Annotated in this window: 11 protein-coding genes; 4 read left to right on the forward strand and 7 right to left on the reverse strand. The window is 63.2% G+C overall.

Annotated elements, in window-relative coordinates; genetic code table 11:
• Positions 1 to 5: 5 nt before the first annotated feature.
• The 7 genes from AC1DXU_RS00110 to AC1DXU_RS00140 all read right to left on the reverse strand — a co-directional run bounded on the left by AC1DXU_RS00110 (position 6) and on the right by AC1DXU_RS00140 (position 8,999).
• Positions 6 to 1,436, reverse strand: a complete 1,431-nt coding sequence (locus AC1DXU_RS00110; RefSeq protein WP_477313611.1) for an aspartate aminotransferase family protein — start codon at positions 1,434 to 1,436, stop codon at positions 6 to 8.
• A gap of 105 nt (positions 1,437 to 1,541) precedes the next feature.
• On the reverse strand, positions 1,542 to 2,549 hold the full coding sequence (locus AC1DXU_RS00115) for an NAD-dependent epimerase/dehydratase family protein (RefSeq protein ID WP_477311934.1): 1,008 nt from the start codon (positions 2,547 to 2,549) through the stop codon (positions 1,542 to 1,544).
• Complete coding sequence (locus tag AC1DXU_RS00120; RefSeq protein ID WP_477311935.1) at positions 2,546 to 2,980, reverse strand: EamA family transporter; 435 nt, start codon at positions 2,978 to 2,980, stop codon at positions 2,546 to 2,548. The genes AC1DXU_RS00115 and AC1DXU_RS00120 overlap by 4 nt, the downstream gene beginning before the upstream one ends.
• Before the next feature lie 122 nt (positions 2,981 to 3,102).
• The gene (locus AC1DXU_RS00125; RefSeq protein WP_477362778.1) at positions 3,103 to 4,452 is read right to left on the reverse strand and encodes an FAD-binding oxidoreductase; all 1,350 of its coding nucleotides are present in this window, start codon (positions 4,450 to 4,452) and stop codon (positions 3,103 to 3,105) included.
• A 2-nt stretch (positions 4,453 to 4,454) separates the two neighbouring features.
• Entirely contained in the window at positions 4,455 to 5,888 is a 1,434-nt protein-coding gene (locus AC1DXU_RS00130) for a UbiA family prenyltransferase (protein WP_477362781.1), read from the reverse strand.
• Positions 5,889 to 6,090: 202 nt separating this feature from the next.
• Positions 6,091 to 6,354 carry a hypothetical protein gene (locus tag AC1DXU_RS00135; protein WP_477231363.1) on the reverse strand — a complete coding sequence of 88 codons (264 nt, stop codon included), beginning with the start codon at positions 6,352 to 6,354 and terminating at the stop codon, positions 6,091 to 6,093.
• A gap of 155 nt (positions 6,355 to 6,509) precedes the next feature.
• Positions 6,510 to 8,999, reverse strand: a complete 2,490-nt coding sequence (locus AC1DXU_RS00140; RefSeq protein WP_477362784.1) for a mechanosensitive ion channel domain-containing protein — start codon at positions 8,997 to 8,999, stop codon at positions 6,510 to 6,512.
• A 198-nt stretch (positions 9,000 to 9,197) separates the two neighbouring features.
• Here AC1DXU_RS00140 and AC1DXU_RS00145 point away from each other — a divergent pair, with 198 nt between their 5' ends.
• The 4 genes from AC1DXU_RS00145 to AC1DXU_RS00160 are packed head-to-tail and all read left to right on the forward strand — an operon-like array spanning position 9,198 to position 14,335.
• A complete protein-coding gene (locus AC1DXU_RS00145) occupies positions 9,198 to 10,457 on the forward strand; it encodes a sarcosine oxidase subunit beta (protein WP_477362787.1) in 1,260 nt (419 codons plus the stop codon).
• 11 nt (positions 10,458 to 10,468) lie between these two features.
• Positions 10,469 to 10,765 (forward strand): sarcosine oxidase subunit delta, encoded by a 297-nt coding sequence (locus AC1DXU_RS00150; RefSeq protein WP_477362790.1) that lies wholly within the window; start codon positions 10,469 to 10,471, stop codon positions 10,763 to 10,765.
• Positions 10,762 to 13,755 (forward strand): sarcosine oxidase subunit alpha, encoded by a 2,994-nt coding sequence (locus AC1DXU_RS00155; protein ID WP_477362793.1) that lies wholly within the window; start codon positions 10,762 to 10,764, stop codon positions 13,753 to 13,755. Before AC1DXU_RS00150 ends, AC1DXU_RS00155 begins: the two co-directional genes overlap by 4 nt.
• Positions 13,748 to 14,335 carry a sarcosine oxidase subunit gamma gene (locus tag AC1DXU_RS00160; RefSeq protein WP_477362796.1) on the forward strand — a complete coding sequence of 196 codons (588 nt, stop codon included), beginning with the start codon at positions 13,748 to 13,750 and terminating at the stop codon, positions 14,333 to 14,335. The genes AC1DXU_RS00155 and AC1DXU_RS00160 overlap by 8 nt, the downstream gene beginning before the upstream one ends.
• Positions 14,336 to 14,401: the final 66 nt, after the last annotated feature.

Raw genomic sequence — 14,401 nt, forward strand, 5'->3', positions numbered from 1 at the left:
TGCGCTCAGCGAACTTGGCTTTTGACGAAATCCTTCACGATCGACACGATGCCGCGCGACAACAGACTGTCGAAGGCATCGACGAAGCGGTCGACATGCTCGCGCTGGCAGATCAGCGGCGGCTCCAGCCGGATGACGTTGCGGTTGTATTCGGTGAAGGCGACGAGCACGTCATAGTCGCGCAACAGCAGCGCGCCGACGAAGCCGGACAGCGATCCCTTGAGCTTGTCGTCGAGCACGCTGACGATCGGCCGCAGCACCATCGGCAAGGTCTGCGAGAAGTCGTGGAACTCCAGCCCGACCATAAAACCCTTGCCGCGCACATCCTTGATGATCTTCGGGTATTTCTCCTTCAACGCCTGCAGGCGCTGCAGCAGATAGTCGCCGGTCGAGGCGGCGTTGTCGATCAGCCCCTCGTCATAGAGTACATTGAGGCCCTCGATCGCGGTGACGCAGGCCTCGCCCATGCCGCCGAAGGTCGCCATGGCATGGATCATCGCCGTCTTCGGCGTGCCATAGGCCTTCATATAGACCTCGCGCCGGGCGATCATGGCGCCGACCGCCGCCTTGCCGGCGCCGAGCGACTTGGCCAACGCCGTCACATCAGGGACAACGCCATAGTGTTCGAACGCATAGAAGCGGCCGGAGCGGCCATAGCCGCACTGCACTTCATCGGCGACCCACAGCACGCCATACTGGTCGCACAGCGCGCGCAGCTTCTGCCAGTATTCGGCAGGCGCCTGGATGATGCCGCCGCCGCCCTGGATCGTTTCGAGCACGATGACGCCAACCTCGGGATCGGAGCGGAACAGGCGCTCGACGGCCTCGATGTCGGCGAATGGAATGCGGACCGTATTCTCGGCCATCTTGAAGTCGGCGCGGTAGAGCTGGCCGTCGGTGATGCCCAGCACGCCCTTGGTCTTGCCGTGGAAGGAATTCTCGGCATAGACGATCTTCGGCCGCTTCGGGCCGGCAGCGCGCTCGGCAAGCTTGACCGCCGCTTCCATGGCTTCCGAACCGGACGAGCCCAAAAACACCATGTCGAGATCGCCGGGCGAGCATTTGGCGATGTTGTGCGCCAGAGCTGCCGCATATTGCGACATGAAGGCGATGGCGATCTCCTGGCGCTTTTCCTCCTGGAACTTGCGGCGTGCTTCGAGAATGCGCGGATGGTTGTGGCCAAAAGCCAGCGAACCGAAGCCGCCGAAGAAATCGAGGATCTTTCGGCCATTCTGGTCGATGTAGAACATGCCTTCGGCACGTTCGATTTTGATCTTGTGGAAGCCGAGCAGCTTCATGAAATGCAGCTGGCCGGGATTGAGATGCGCCTTGAACAGGTCGGTCATCCGCGCCACGTCCATCGCCTTCGCCTGCTCGACGCTGATCAGGTTGGGCTTGGCGATGCTGGCGGGCGACAGCGCCGGCGCGCTGACCATGGTACGCGTATTCGTCTGCTCGGGCTTGGCCATGACGGTCATCTCAATCTCCTGTCTGCGCGCATGACCAGGGTCGTGCGCAACGAAAACTGTTCGGCGAGCCGGCTATTCGGCAGGCACATGTTTGGTGGCGACGGCATGACCGGCCTTCTTGGCGCGGTATTCGCTGTAGGCGGCGATCAGCATGTCCTCGTCGCGATATTGCGGCACCCAGCCGAGCTGGCGCTCGGCCTTGGACACGTCGAGCACGCATTCCTCGTCGGCGATCAGATACTGCTCGGGATCCATGATCGGCAGGTTCATGAGGTCGAGCAGGTCAAGCGTGCGCTTGACCGCCCAGCCCGGCGTCGGGATCAGCAGCGATTTCGACCCGGCATGCTTGATCAGGTCGCCGAGCAATTTCTTCACCGGTGGCGGATTGAGCGAGCCGAGATTATAGGCCTCGTTCGGCACGCCAGCCTTCCAGGCCGCGCGGGCAGCTTCCGCGCAATCGAAAACAGAAATGAACTGATAGGGGTTTTTGCCGGAACCGATCATCGGCACCGGAAAGTTCCAGTCGATCAGCTTGAACAGCTTCTCCAGGATGCCGAGGCGGCCGGGACCGATGATTAGGCGTGGCCGAAACAGCGAGATCGATATGCCGCGCTTGCGCCATTCGGCCGCCAGCTCCTCGGTCTTCTGCTTCGACCAGCCATATTCGCCAAGCGGCGCCACCGGATGCTCCTCGGTCATCGGCTGCGTCACCGTATGGCCGTAGATCATGTCGGTCGTGTAGTGGACGAGCTTTGGCGCGCCGGCCTTGTCCATCGCCTGCATGATGTGCTCGGTGCCGTGGAAATTCACCGGAAAGAAGAAGTCGTGGCGCTTGGCGCGCACCTGGATCGGCGACAGCATCTTCGCCGACAGATTGTAGACCATGTCGTCGGCCTTGAGCCCGACTGAGGCAACCGAGGCCTTATCAGTCACGTCGCATGTGGCAAAGCGGACCGAGCGGTAATGCGGCAGGTCGCTCTTGACGATGTCGGCAACGACAACCTCTTCGCCATCGGCCACAAGTTTCGGGGCAAGGTGGCGGCCGACGAAGCCGTCGCCACCGAAAATCACATGTCTCATCGAACGGTCTCGCTGGTGTGGATCTTGTCGGGCGAAAGGGAAGCCGTTTCCTCGTCATGGCCGCGCCCGCTTTGGGCGATCAGCACCGTGCCGACGCAGATGAAGGCAATACCGGAGATGCGCCAGGCATTGAGGTCCTCGCGGAAAAGGAAATAGGCGAAGATCGCAACGGCGACATAGGCGAGGCTGAGGAACGGATAGGCAAAGGAGAGCTCGACCTTGGACAGCACATAAAGGTGCGAGGCCATCGAGATGACGAAGGTGCAGAGGCCAAGAAACACCCACGGGCTGAAGACGATCTGCAACAGCTTCACCAGGGGATTGGTACCCTCGAACGAAATCGGCCCGAGCGACATCATGCCTTGCTTCAGCATCAGCTGCGCGGCAGCATTGGTCATGACAGTGAACAGAATGAAGACGATGTATTTCATGTTTCGCACCCGCCCTGCAGCGGTCCTACTACAGACCTGCAAAGATTTCGTGAAGTCACAACAACGTTTTGAGTAAACCCCGGCGTTAACGGATCATTCACCACGAATTACTCAAATTTTATCTATTCCGCCGCCTCGACAGTCCCGCGCCGCACGTCCAGTTTTTTCGCCGTCCGCGCCCAGAAGTCCGACAGCAGGGCGGGGTCGCGCAGCGCCTCCAGCTGCTGCCAATCCGGAAACGACGCGGCGAAGGTGGCCGCGCCCATGCGCGCATCCTTATAGGGATTGACCGCGCCACCGGCCTCGACCGTGATGCGGTCAAGCTCGTTCAGCAGCTGCAGCGTCGTCTCGCCGCGATTGGGGAAATCCAGCGTCAGCGTGTATCCCGGCCGCGGGAACGACAGCAGCGCCGGCGAAGGGATCGAGCCGAAACGCTTCAGCACCGTGAGGAACGACCCCTGCCCCGCCCGTCTCGCCGCCTCGAGCAGCGCCGGCACCGCTTGGTATGCAGCCTGTTCCGGCACCACGCTCTGGTGCTGGAACAAGCCCTTCGGCCCATAGAGCCGGTTCCAGTCACCAACGCCGTCGAGCGGAAAGAAAAAGCCCTGGTAACCCACACGGCGCGGCGCTGACGAGCGTCCCTTCTTCCACCTATAGGCAGCATTGAATGCCGTCAGGAACGGCCGGTTGAGCACATTGAACGGCGGCTGGAAAGGCACTGAGAGACGTCCGCCAGAACGAGCGGCCGTATGCGAACCATGCTCGGCATGGTTGCCGGTGAACAGCAGCCCGCGTCCACGGCCGTGGCCGCCGGCAAGCTGATCGATCCAGGCAACCGCATATTCATTGGCCTGATCGGCGGCTTCGGCCAGCGCGAAGAATTCGCCGAGATCGCGAAACGGCGTCGCCTTCTCGACGATGTCGAGCGAAGACACCCGCATCAGCCGGATCGACGCCGACAGGATCAGGCCGGTAAGCCCCATGCCGCCGATCGTCGCCTGGAACAGGCGGGCATTGTCGGTGGCCGAGCAATGATAGGTCCGCCCGTCTGATCTGAGCAGCGTGAAGGACGCGACATGGCAACCGAAGGTGCCGCGCCGGTGATGGTTCTTGCCATGCACGTCGTTGGCGATGGCGCCGCCAAGCGTCACGAACTGCGTGCCTGGCACGACCGCTGGGAAAAAACTGTAAGGTGCGGCATGGGCAATGATGTCGGACAGAAGCACGCCGGCTTCTGCCTCGAGAAGACCGGTCTCGGCATCTAAGGCGAGAATGCGGTTCAGCGGCCGCATGTCGACGACGGTGCCGGCTTCGTTCTGGCAGGAATCGCCATAGGAACGGCCATTGCCATAGGCGAGCAACGCATTCTTCTTTGCCTTGCCGCTCTTCATCAGGGCGATGGCGTCATCCGCGGGAATGCTGCGCGGCGCCGGCGGCGTGGCGAGACCAAAACTCTGGAACCGTTCGGCCATGCCTACCAGCCCCCGGCAACCAGCAGCAATGCGCCGATAAGCACGACGATCTGGCTGCGCCAGTCGCGGATGATGAAGACGACCGGATCGTCATGCAACTCATCGCGGCGGGCGAGGATCCAGACGCGCATAGTGAGGTAAAGCACGATCGGTGCCAGCGGCCAGACTAGCCAGGGATGCGGATAGAGTTCGCGCACGGCCATGCTGTCCATATAGAGCGCCAGCACCAGGGCAGAGGAAAAGGCCGAGGCCATGCCGGCCTGGGCAACGATCTCCTGGTCTTCGGTGCGGTAGCCGCGACCGGCAATGCGCTCGCCTGCCGGGATGGCGGTGGTGCGCAGCTCGACATAGCGCTTCACCAGCGCCAGCGACAGGAAGAAGAAGATCGAGAAGGCCAGCAGCCAGAAGGAGACGTCGACGCCGGTGGCCGCCGCTCCGGCCAGCACGCGGATCGTGTAGAGCCCGGCCAGCGTCAGTACATCGACCAGAAGCATACGCTTGAGCGACAGCGAATAGGCCGTGGTGACGACCATATAGCCGCCGAGCACGCCGAGGAATTCGATCGGCAGCAGCAGCCCTGCAGCGATGCCGGTGGCGAGCAACGCTGCCATCGAGCCAAGGCCGAACGGGATCGACAATGCGCCACTGGCGAAAGGCCGGTTGCGCTTGGTCGGATGTTTGCGATCGAGAGCGAGATCAAAGAAATCGTTGAGGATGTAAATGGCGGAAGCCACCGCACTGAAGGACACAAACGCCAGCAGGCATTGCCAGATCATGTTGGCGTTGAAGTACTCGTGCGACAGCACCATCGGCACCGCGATCAGCGAGTTCTTCAGCCATTGATGCACGCGCAGCATCTTGACGAAAGTCCGCAAGGTCGGCTTCGGCACCGGCACCATTTCAGCGTCGTGTGCCACCTGCCAGCGCGCCGCGTGGCGGTCGGGCGCCACGACTATTGCCGCGCGCGCGGCGTCGAAGACCTTGAGGTCGTGCCGGCTGTTGCCGGCATAGTCGAAGCCGCCATCGCCATAGGCGGCGACAAGTGCGGCGCGCTTACGGCCCGAGGTCATGTTGTGCGGGCCGTCGGTCGCCAGCACATGATCGAATATATTGAGATGTGCGGCGATCGCCTCGGCGAATTTGCGCGGCGTACCGGTCGCCAGCACGATCTTGCGGCCTTCGCCATGTTCGGTGCGCATGCGATCGAGCAGCACCTCGCGATAGGGCAGCGATGCGGGATCGATGTCGATGCGGTCAGCGATGGCCTGCTTCAGCCGCGCCGGCCCGCCGGCCAGCCAGAACGGCACCAGGAAAATATACAGCGGATTCTTCTTGATGAGGATGAACAGGCCTTCCCACAGAAGGTCCGTTGCAATCAGCGTGCCGTCGAGATCGACCGCAAGTGGAATTGCGTTCCTGTCCGACCGCGCGTCCATTTCGTGCTGCCCTGCCTGAATCCGTCGTGCCGTGTTACGGCGTCTTCGGATGGCTATAGCGGGGAACGGCGTAGCGAACGTTAAAACGTCTGGTTGCAGGCGGCGGGCGCTGCGGTATTTCCGGCGTCATTGTTAAGCAACCATTACCGCAAACAATAAAAGGCCGGGCAATGCCCGGCCTTTCAAACGATGCCGCCGACCTTTACTTGATGCGGGCGACGCCACCCGAAATCTCGACCGTTTCCGAGCCGGTCAGGGCCTCGAGGTCACCATTGGGCAAGGTGACGAAACAGCCATTCGGGCAGAATTCCACGGTTTCGCCGGCGGCCAGCGCCAGCTCCGTCTTGCCACCGCCTTCCGTCACGATCAGCGTGCGCGTTTCGGCATCCTTGTTGACCGCGCTGGCGGCGAAGGCCGAACCACTCGCTGCAGTAAAAGCGATGGCGACGACGAGCGACTTCCACATTTTGCAATATCGGTGTTTCCACCGCCTCTTGTTGCATTTCGCAAGGCATTCTCGCCCTTTGCATGGAAGCTTATATGAGATGGAAGCTGAACCGCAACTGAATGCCGCATTCATGCCGCAATTGGTTTTCGGCATCGGCCGAATACGGATAGACCCTAATCAGGATCGGGTTTGCGGGCCTTCCGCCCGGTCTTGGCCAGGCGCTTCTTCTCGGCCGCGGCTTCAGCCTCCGCCTGCTCCCGCTCGGCGAATTCGACTTCGGCCTGTTCGTCGTCGATCGGCCATGCCGCGGACTTCTTGACCTCGACCGCCGCGCGCGGCGTCGACGGAATCTCGATATGCTCGCCGCTGAACGCTTCGAGAATGGCAAAACGGATGTCGTTCTGCACTATGTTGCCGTTCAGCACGTCGGCGAGGAACACGCGGATTTCGAACTCGAGTGCTGCCGGCCCGAAATTGCCGAACAGCACGAAGGGTTCCGGGTTCTTCAGCACCAGCGGATGACCGCGCGCGATTTCGAGCAGGATCGCATGCACCCGCTTGACGTCGCTGCCATAGGCGACACCGACCTTGATATCGATGCGGCCGAGCTTGTTGCGGTGCGTCCAGTTGCCGACAGCGTTGTTGATCAGGTTCGAGTTGGGCAGGATCACCGATTGCCGCTGGAACGTCTCTACCTCGGTGGCACGCACGCTGATCTTCTTGACCGTGCCGGTGATGTCGCCGGCGACGATCCAGTCGCCGACCTTGAACGGCCGTTCGGCCAGCAGGATCAGGCCCGAGACGAAGTTGGAGACGACGTTCTGCAGGCCAAAACCGATACCGAGAGAAAGCGCGCCGGCAACGAGCGCCAGGCTGGACAGGTCGATGCCCGCAGCCGAGATGCCGACGAGTGCTGCGAGTGCGACGCCGGCATAGCCGACCGCCAGCCGGATCGAGTTGCGCACACCGGTGTCGACACGGCCGCGCGCCATCACCGAGCCGTCGAGCCAGCCCTGGAACCAGCGCGTCATGAAATAGCCGATGACGAAGACGAGGATGCCGGAGAGGATGCCAGTGACTGAGATGGTCACCGAGCCGATGGTCAGGCCCGTCGCCAGCTTGTAGCCCCAGGCCTGGATGTCGCCGGGCTGAAACCCCCACATCAGCAGAATCAGCGGCAGGAACACCAGCACGATCATGACGTTGATGGCAACGCTGACGGCTAGGCCAAGCTGGTCGAGCGCGGTCTCCTCATAGCTCGCATTCGTCGACAGCCAGCGCCCGATCGACGTATCGGCGAAGCCACCCTCCTCGCCGATCTCGCGCGCCGAGAGGAAGCCGATATAGGCGGTGACCAGGATGGTGCCGGTGACCACCACCTGCAGCGAAACGAAAATCGCCAGCCCGATATAGCCGAACAGCGCCGCCGCGATGGTGAAAAGGCCGAGCGCAATGGAGGTGAGGCGCAGCCAGGCCGGCCACGGCCGCCAGCTTCCGTCGGCCGCCTTGTACGGTTTCAGCAACGCCATCAGGATGAGGATGACGCCGACGATGATGGTGGCGACAAAGCTTCTGGCGATGGTCAGCGACAGCGGCGAGCCCATCTTGTCGTTGACCACCGCCAGGAAATTGTTGACGCCGATGACCACCGCCATGGCGGTGGTCAGCCGCACCAGCCAGCGTGCCGGACCTGTCTCGACCGATATCAGGCGCCAGTTCGGCAGCCGCGGCTCGAGCGCCGCATTGGTCAGCCGGTTGACGCAGAACACCACGGCGATGACGGCAGCCAGCGCGTTGAGGAAGACGCCGATATCGCCGCGCAGGACATTGTAATAGTTGAACAGGAAAACCGTCGAAGCGAGGAAGGCGCCGACCGCCAATGTCGGCAGCAGGGTCGACCAGAACGCCACCGACAACCGGCTGAGATAGGACGGGTCCTCGACAGAAGCGTCTGCTTCAAACACGCGTCCGAACAGACGACGGCCGCCGACCAGCAGCACCGCGGCAAGCACAAGCGCCATGAAGGTCGCCGCGAGCATCGCCTGGAACTTGAATTTGAAGGCAAAGCTCAGCCAGGACGACACTGCCCTGTAAAAGTTTGCGTATTCATCATGCGCGTCGGAGAAGACCTGCGGGCTCAGCGCATCGGACAGCACGTAGCGCTTGGTGAGCACATTGCGGAAAAGGTCGCTGCGCATGTTGCCGATCTTGTCGATCAGGCCATTGATGCGGATCGACAGGTTCTGCGCGCTGGCAACGACCGCGTTGATTTCGGCTTTTTCGGACGCCAGCGCCTGGCGTTCGCCGGTCACGATATCCGGCTCTTGCGGCTGACCCGCGGCGGGCGCCGGACCCAGCATCTCGACCCGCGCATTGATGTCGCCGACACGCGAGCGGAAAGCCAGCGCGCTGTTCAGCGCAGCGCGCGACAAATCCTCCAGCTGCAGGCGAATATCCACCAACGCGGCATCGTCCTCGACACTTTGCTGTATCTTCTTCTCGAGATCGTCGGTCTTGGCCGTCAGGCCCTGGATCACCTTCTGCTGGTCGGTGATCAGCCCAGCGGCACCCTGGCCGAGCGCCTGCGCCATCGCGTCGAACGAAGGCGGCGCCGAGACAACGAGCGCAAGGATCAGGATCAGGCGGAGCAATCGAAAAAGCATAATCGGTTGGCGACTCGCGGACGGCTAAGGCCGGTTCTAGGACCCGCCCTTGATAAAGACGCTGCCACCATGGGGCAAGCCGTCGCGGTCTGGCCGTCTTTCGGGAGTCGGTCAGTCGAAAAGCCATGGCGCAATATTGGCTTTGCGGCGCCGCCCTGCTCTATAGTCTGCCGCATCGCACCAAGGATGGCATGAAGAATGGCGGAATATTCGGCCTTTTCGCTTCTCGCGAACGCGCTCAGGGGAAACCAGGACTGGAAGCCGGCCTGGCGCAAGCCGGAGCCGAAGGCGTCCTATGATGTCATCATCATCGGCGGTGGCGGCCATGGCCTGTCGACGGCCTATTATCTCGCCAAGGAACACGGCATCACCAATGTCGCGGTGTTGGAGAAGGGCTGGCTCGGATCAGGCAATGTCGGCCGCAACACCACGGCCGTTCGCTCCAACTACCTTTTGCCCGCCAACACCCGTTTTTACGAACACTCGATGAAGATGTGGGAGAACCTCTCGCACGAGCTCAACTACAACGTCATGTTCTCGCAGCGCGGCTGCCTGAACCTGGCGCACACGCCGGCCCAGTTCGACGACTATGCAAGGCGCGGCAACGCCATGCGCCACCTCGGCGTCGACGCCGAATTGATGAGCACAGCCGAGATCGCGCGTCTGGTGCCGGCGCTGGACATGTCGTCCAACGCACGCTTCCCGATCGTCGGCGGCCTGATGCAGCCGCGCGCCGGCACGGCTCGCCATGACGCCGTCGCCTGGGGCTATGCGCGCGGCGCCGACCGCCGTGGCGTCGACATCATCGAGAACTGCGAAGTGACCGGCTTCCTGCGCGACGGCGACCGCATCACCGGCGTCTCGACCTCGCGCGGCGAGATCCGCGCCAAAAAGGTTGCGGTGGCCGTGGCCGGCAGCACCGGACGGGTCATGCAGCTTGCCGGCATCGAGACGATGCCGATCGAGAGCCATGTGCTGCAGGCCTTCGTGACGGAATCGCTGAAACCGTTCATCGACACCGTGCTGACCTTCGGCATGGGCCATTTTTACATGTCGCAGTCGGACAAGGGTGGCCTTGTCTATGGCGGCGACATCGACGGCTACAACAGCTACGCCCAGCGCGGCAATCTACCCATCGTCGACGAGGTGATGAGCGAGATGCTGGCACTGTTCCCGGGTCTGGCCAGTGTCCGCATGCTGCGCTCCTGGGGCGGCGTCTGCGACATGTCGATGGATGGGTCGCCGATCATCACCACCGGCCCGCTGCCCGGCATGTATCTCAACTGCGGCTGGTGCTACGGCGGCTTCAAGGCGACGCCGGCCTCCGGCTGGTGCTTTGCCTGGACCATCGCCAAGGACGAGCCACATGACTTCAACGCGCCGTTCACGCTCGACCGCTTTTATCGCGGCCTGGTGATCGATGACAAAGGCCAGGGCGCAACGCCTCGGCTGCATTAGGGTAAAGAAGAATGCTCATCACTTGCCCCTATTGCGGCCCGCGCGACGTCATCGAGTTCACCTATCAGGGCGACGGCAACCGCCAACGCCCGCAACCGGCCTCGCAGAATCTCGACGCCTGGAACGCCTATGTTTACGACCGACTGAACCCGGCCGGCGACCACAACGAGATCTGGCAGCATTCCGGCGGTTGCCGCACCCATCTCAGGGTGGTGCGCAACACGCTGACGCACGAAATCTCCAGCGCTGCCTCCGTGCGCGGCGACCACAAGGCGGCCGCCCGCCACAAGACGGAGGGCAAGTCATGAGCCCGCGCCGCATCGAGAGCGGCGGCCGCATCGACCGGCTGCGCACCATCCGCTTCACCTTTGACGGCACGCCCTACACTGGCCATGCCGGCGACACGCTGGCCTCGGCGCTGCTGGCCAACGGCGTCACCCTGTTCGGCCGCTCGTTCAAATATCACCGGCCGCGCGGCGTTCTAACCGCTGGCGTCGAGGAACCGAACGCGCTGGTGACCGTGCTGCGTGGCGAGGTTCGCGAGCCCAACATCGCCGCGACAATGGTCGAGATCTATGACGGGCTGGTGGCCGTCAGCCAGAACCGCTTCCCCTCGCTTGCCTGGGACGTCAACGCCATCAACCAGCTCGGTGGCAAGCTGCTGTCGGCCGGCTTCTACTACAAGACTTTCATGGGACCGGTGGTCGGCCCGCTGAAGGGCACCCGTTTCTGGATGTTCTGCGAGCATTTCATCCGCCGCGCCGCCGGCCTCGGCAAGGCCGGCATCGTTGCCGGCACCGAGCGTTACGAGCGCATGAACGCGTTTTGCGACGTGCTGGTGGTCGGCTCCGGTCCGGCTGGGCTGACCGCCGCCAAGGCCGCCGCCGACCAGGGCGCCCGGGTCATCCTCGCCGAGCTCGAGCCGAATTTCGGCGGCTCGGCCAACTGGTCGGCCGAAACGATCGATGGCATGCCGGCTGCCGACTGGGCGGCGCGGTCTGTCGGCCAGCTTGAAGGCTATGACACCGTCCGCCTGCTGCCGCGCACCACGGTCTGGGGTTATTACGACGGCAACACGCTGGCAGCACTTGAGCGGGTCACCGACCACAAGGAAACATCCGGCAAGGGCGAGCCGCGCCATCGCTACTGGGCCATTCGCGCCAAATCGGTGGTGCTGGCCACCGGCTCCTTCGAGCGGCCGCTGGTGTTCCCCGGCAATGACCGGCCGGGCGTCATGCTGGCGCATGCCGCCGAGCGTTATGCCAACGAATATGGCGTGCTGCCAGGCGAGCGGATCGCGCTGTTCACCAACAATGACAGCGCCTATCGCTCGGCGATTGCGCTGAAGCGGTCGGGTGCCGCGATCGTTGCCATCGTCGACGTGCGCCCTGAACTGTCGAGCGAAATGCGAAAACTGGCTGACGAAGCCGAGGCCGAGATTTTTTCCGGCCACGCCGTGGTCGCCACTGAAGGCGGCAAGGCACTGTCCGGCGTCAAGGTGCAGCGCTTCGACATGATCACCGGCGCGCTGAGTGGCGATGCGCGCAGCATCCACGCCGATTGCCTGCTGATGTCGGGCGGCTGGTCGCCGACCATCCATCTCGCCAGCCAGGCCGGCGCCAAGGCGGAATGGAACGCCGCCCGGCAAGCCTTCCTGCCGCCCAAGCCGACCCAGAAATGGATCGGCGCCGGCGCCTTCACCGGCAGTTTTTCCACCGCCGAGGCCATCGCCGAGGGCCGTGCCGCCGGTCTTTCGGCAGCGGGCGCATCAGGCACACCATCGGCGCTGCCGACTGTCGAAGCCGCCCCCGGCGATCCCGATCCGGCGCCGGTGTTCGAGATCAGGGCCAAGGGCAAGAGCTTCGTTGATTTCCAGCACGACGTGACAGCAGAAGACGTGCGGCTGGCGCATCGCGAAGGTTTTGTCTCGGTCGAGCATCTCAAGCGCTACACCACGCTCGGCATGGCGACCGACCAGGGCAAGAGCTCCAACATACCCGGCCTCGCCATCATGGCCGAGGCGCTGGGCAAGCCGATCCCCGAAGTCGGCACGACCCGCTTTCGTCCACCCTTCTCGGCGGTGTCGATCGGCTCGCTGGCCGCCGAACGCTTCGGCGACTTGAAGCCCGAGCGGCTGACGCCGATGCATGACTGGCACATCGCCAATGGCGCGACCATGTATTCGGCCGGCCTCTGGTACCGCCCGATGATCTACGGGCTTTCAGGCGAGACGATCGAGCAGGCCTATGTGCGCGAAGCCAAGGCTACCAGAGAGAGCGCCGGCATCGTCGACGTCTCGACGCTGGGCAAGATCGCCGTGCAAGGCCCTGATGCCGCCGAGTTCCTCGACCGGGTCTACACCAACATGTTTTCCACGCTTGCCGTCGGCAAGGCGCGCTACGGGCTGATGCTGCGCGAGGATGGCCTGGCCTTTGACGACGGCACGACATGGCGGCTCGGCGCCCAGGACTTTTTGATGACCACCACCACAGCCAATGCCGGCAAGGTGATGCAGCATCTCGAATATTTCCTCGATGTCATCTGGCCGGAGCTGAAGGTCCATGTCACCTCGGTGACCGATGAATGGGCGGGCGCTGCGATCGGCGGCCCGAAGGCGCGCGCAATCCTCGCCAGTTGCGTCACCGGCACCGCCGTCGACAACACAACCTTGCCCTTCATGGGCATCGTGCGCGCCGAGATAGCAGGCGTGCCGGTCATGATCTGCCGGCTCTCCTTCTCCGGCGAAATGGCCTTCGAGGTCTATTCCGGCGCCGGCTACGGCACTCATGTCTGGCAAGCCTTGATCGAGGCCGGCAAGCCGTTCGGGCTGGTCACCTACGGGCTCGAGGCGCTGGGCACGATGCGCATCGAGAAAGGCCACGTCACCGGCGCCGAGATCGATGGCCGCACCACCGCGCGCGACCTGCATCTCGACTGGATGCTGTCCAAGAAAAAGCCGTTCATCGGCTCGGCGATGATGGATCGCGAAGGCCTGATCGCCTCCGATCGTCTCCAGCTCGTCGGCCTGATTGCGCTCGACAACCGGCCACTGAACGGCGGCGCGCACATCGTCGCGGAGCTGGACGAAGCCAACCCGCACGGTTCGCTCGGTCACATCACCGCCTGCTGCTACTCGCCGGCGCTCGGCAAGCACATCGCGCTGGCTCTGGTCGAGGGCGGCAAGACACGGCACGGCACCCGCGCCTATGTCTCCGATCCCTTGCGCAAGCGCTTCGGGCCGGTCGAGATCGTCTCCAACCACTTCTTCGATCCGGACGGGAGCCGCATGCATGGTTGAGCGACAATCACCGCTGGAGCCGGCGCTGCATGCCGGCTCGCATGGCAATTTCGAGCACGGCGTCGAAGTTATCCTCTCCGAAACCAGACCCGGCTCGATCCTGCAGCTTGCCGCATGGCCGGGCGAAGAAAAGCAGCTGATGGCAGCCATCCGTACCGTTACTGGCCTTGCTCTGGCCGACGGCGCCGGCGGCGGCAGCACTGACGGCGTCCGGTCGGTGTTCGGCTTTGCGCCGGGTAAATTCACCGTGGTCGATGAAGCGGAAAACCTGGCTTCGGCCTTTGCCAATGTCGTCACCCCTGGAATCGGCACGGTTACCGACCTGTCGCATGGCCGCACCGCCATTCGCATCGCCGGGCCGAAGGCCGAATGGGTGCTGGCAAAATTCTTCGCCATCGACTTCGCGCTGCCGGCCTTCCCGATCGGTGCCGGCCGTTCGACCACCCATCACGACGTCTTCGCGCAGATCCAGCGCACCGGCGCCGACCAGTTCGACATCTACGTGTTCCGCTCGTTTGCACGCTCGTTCTGGAAAGCGCTTTGCCATGCCAGCGAAGAAGTCGGCTACGAGGTGCAGTAGAGCAATTCCAGGAAAAGTGCGCAGCGTTTTTCCGTCTGGTATCGCGTCGAAGCAAACAGGACCAAT

The organism is Mesorhizobium sp. P3_A10 (assembly GCF_056403175.1).

Excerpts from the sequence above, each read along its gene's own strand:
- AC1DXU_RS00110 (WP_477313611.1), bottom strand. The coding sequence starts at position 1,436 with ATGGTCAGCGCGCCGGCGCTGTCGCCCGCCAGCATCGCCAAGCCCAAC.
- AC1DXU_RS00115 (WP_477311934.1), bottom strand. The coding sequence starts at position 2,549 with ATGAGACATGTGATTTTCGGTGGCGACGGCTTCGTCGGCCGCCACCTT.
- AC1DXU_RS00120 (WP_477311935.1), bottom strand. The coding sequence starts at position 2,980 with ATGAAATACATCGTCTTCATTCTGTTCACTGTCATGACCAATGCTGCC.
- AC1DXU_RS00125 (WP_477362778.1), bottom strand. The coding sequence starts at position 4,452 with ATGGCCGAACGGTTCCAGAGTTTTGGTCTCGCCACGCCGCCGGCGCCG.
- AC1DXU_RS00130 (WP_477362781.1), bottom strand. The coding sequence starts at position 5,888 with ATGGACGCGCGGTCGGACAGGAACGCAATTCCACTTGCGGTCGATCTC.
- AC1DXU_RS00135 (WP_477231363.1), bottom strand. The coding sequence starts at position 6,354 with ATGTGGAAGTCGCTCGTCGTCGCCATCGCTTTTACTGCAGCGAGTGGT.
- AC1DXU_RS00140 (WP_477362784.1), bottom strand. The coding sequence starts at position 8,999 with ATGCTTTTTCGATTGCTCCGCCTGATCCTGATCCTTGCGCTCGTTGTC.
- AC1DXU_RS00145 (WP_477362787.1), top strand. The coding sequence starts at position 9,198 with ATGGCGGAATATTCGGCCTTTTCGCTTCTCGCGAACGCGCTCAGGGGA.
- AC1DXU_RS00150 (WP_477362790.1), top strand. The coding sequence starts at position 10,469 with ATGCTCATCACTTGCCCCTATTGCGGCCCGCGCGACGTCATCGAGTTC.
- AC1DXU_RS00155 (WP_477362793.1), top strand. The coding sequence starts at position 10,762 with ATGAGCCCGCGCCGCATCGAGAGCGGCGGCCGCATCGACCGGCTGCGC.
- AC1DXU_RS00160 (WP_477362796.1), top strand. The coding sequence starts at position 13,748 with ATGGTTGAGCGACAATCACCGCTGGAGCCGGCGCTGCATGCCGGCTCG.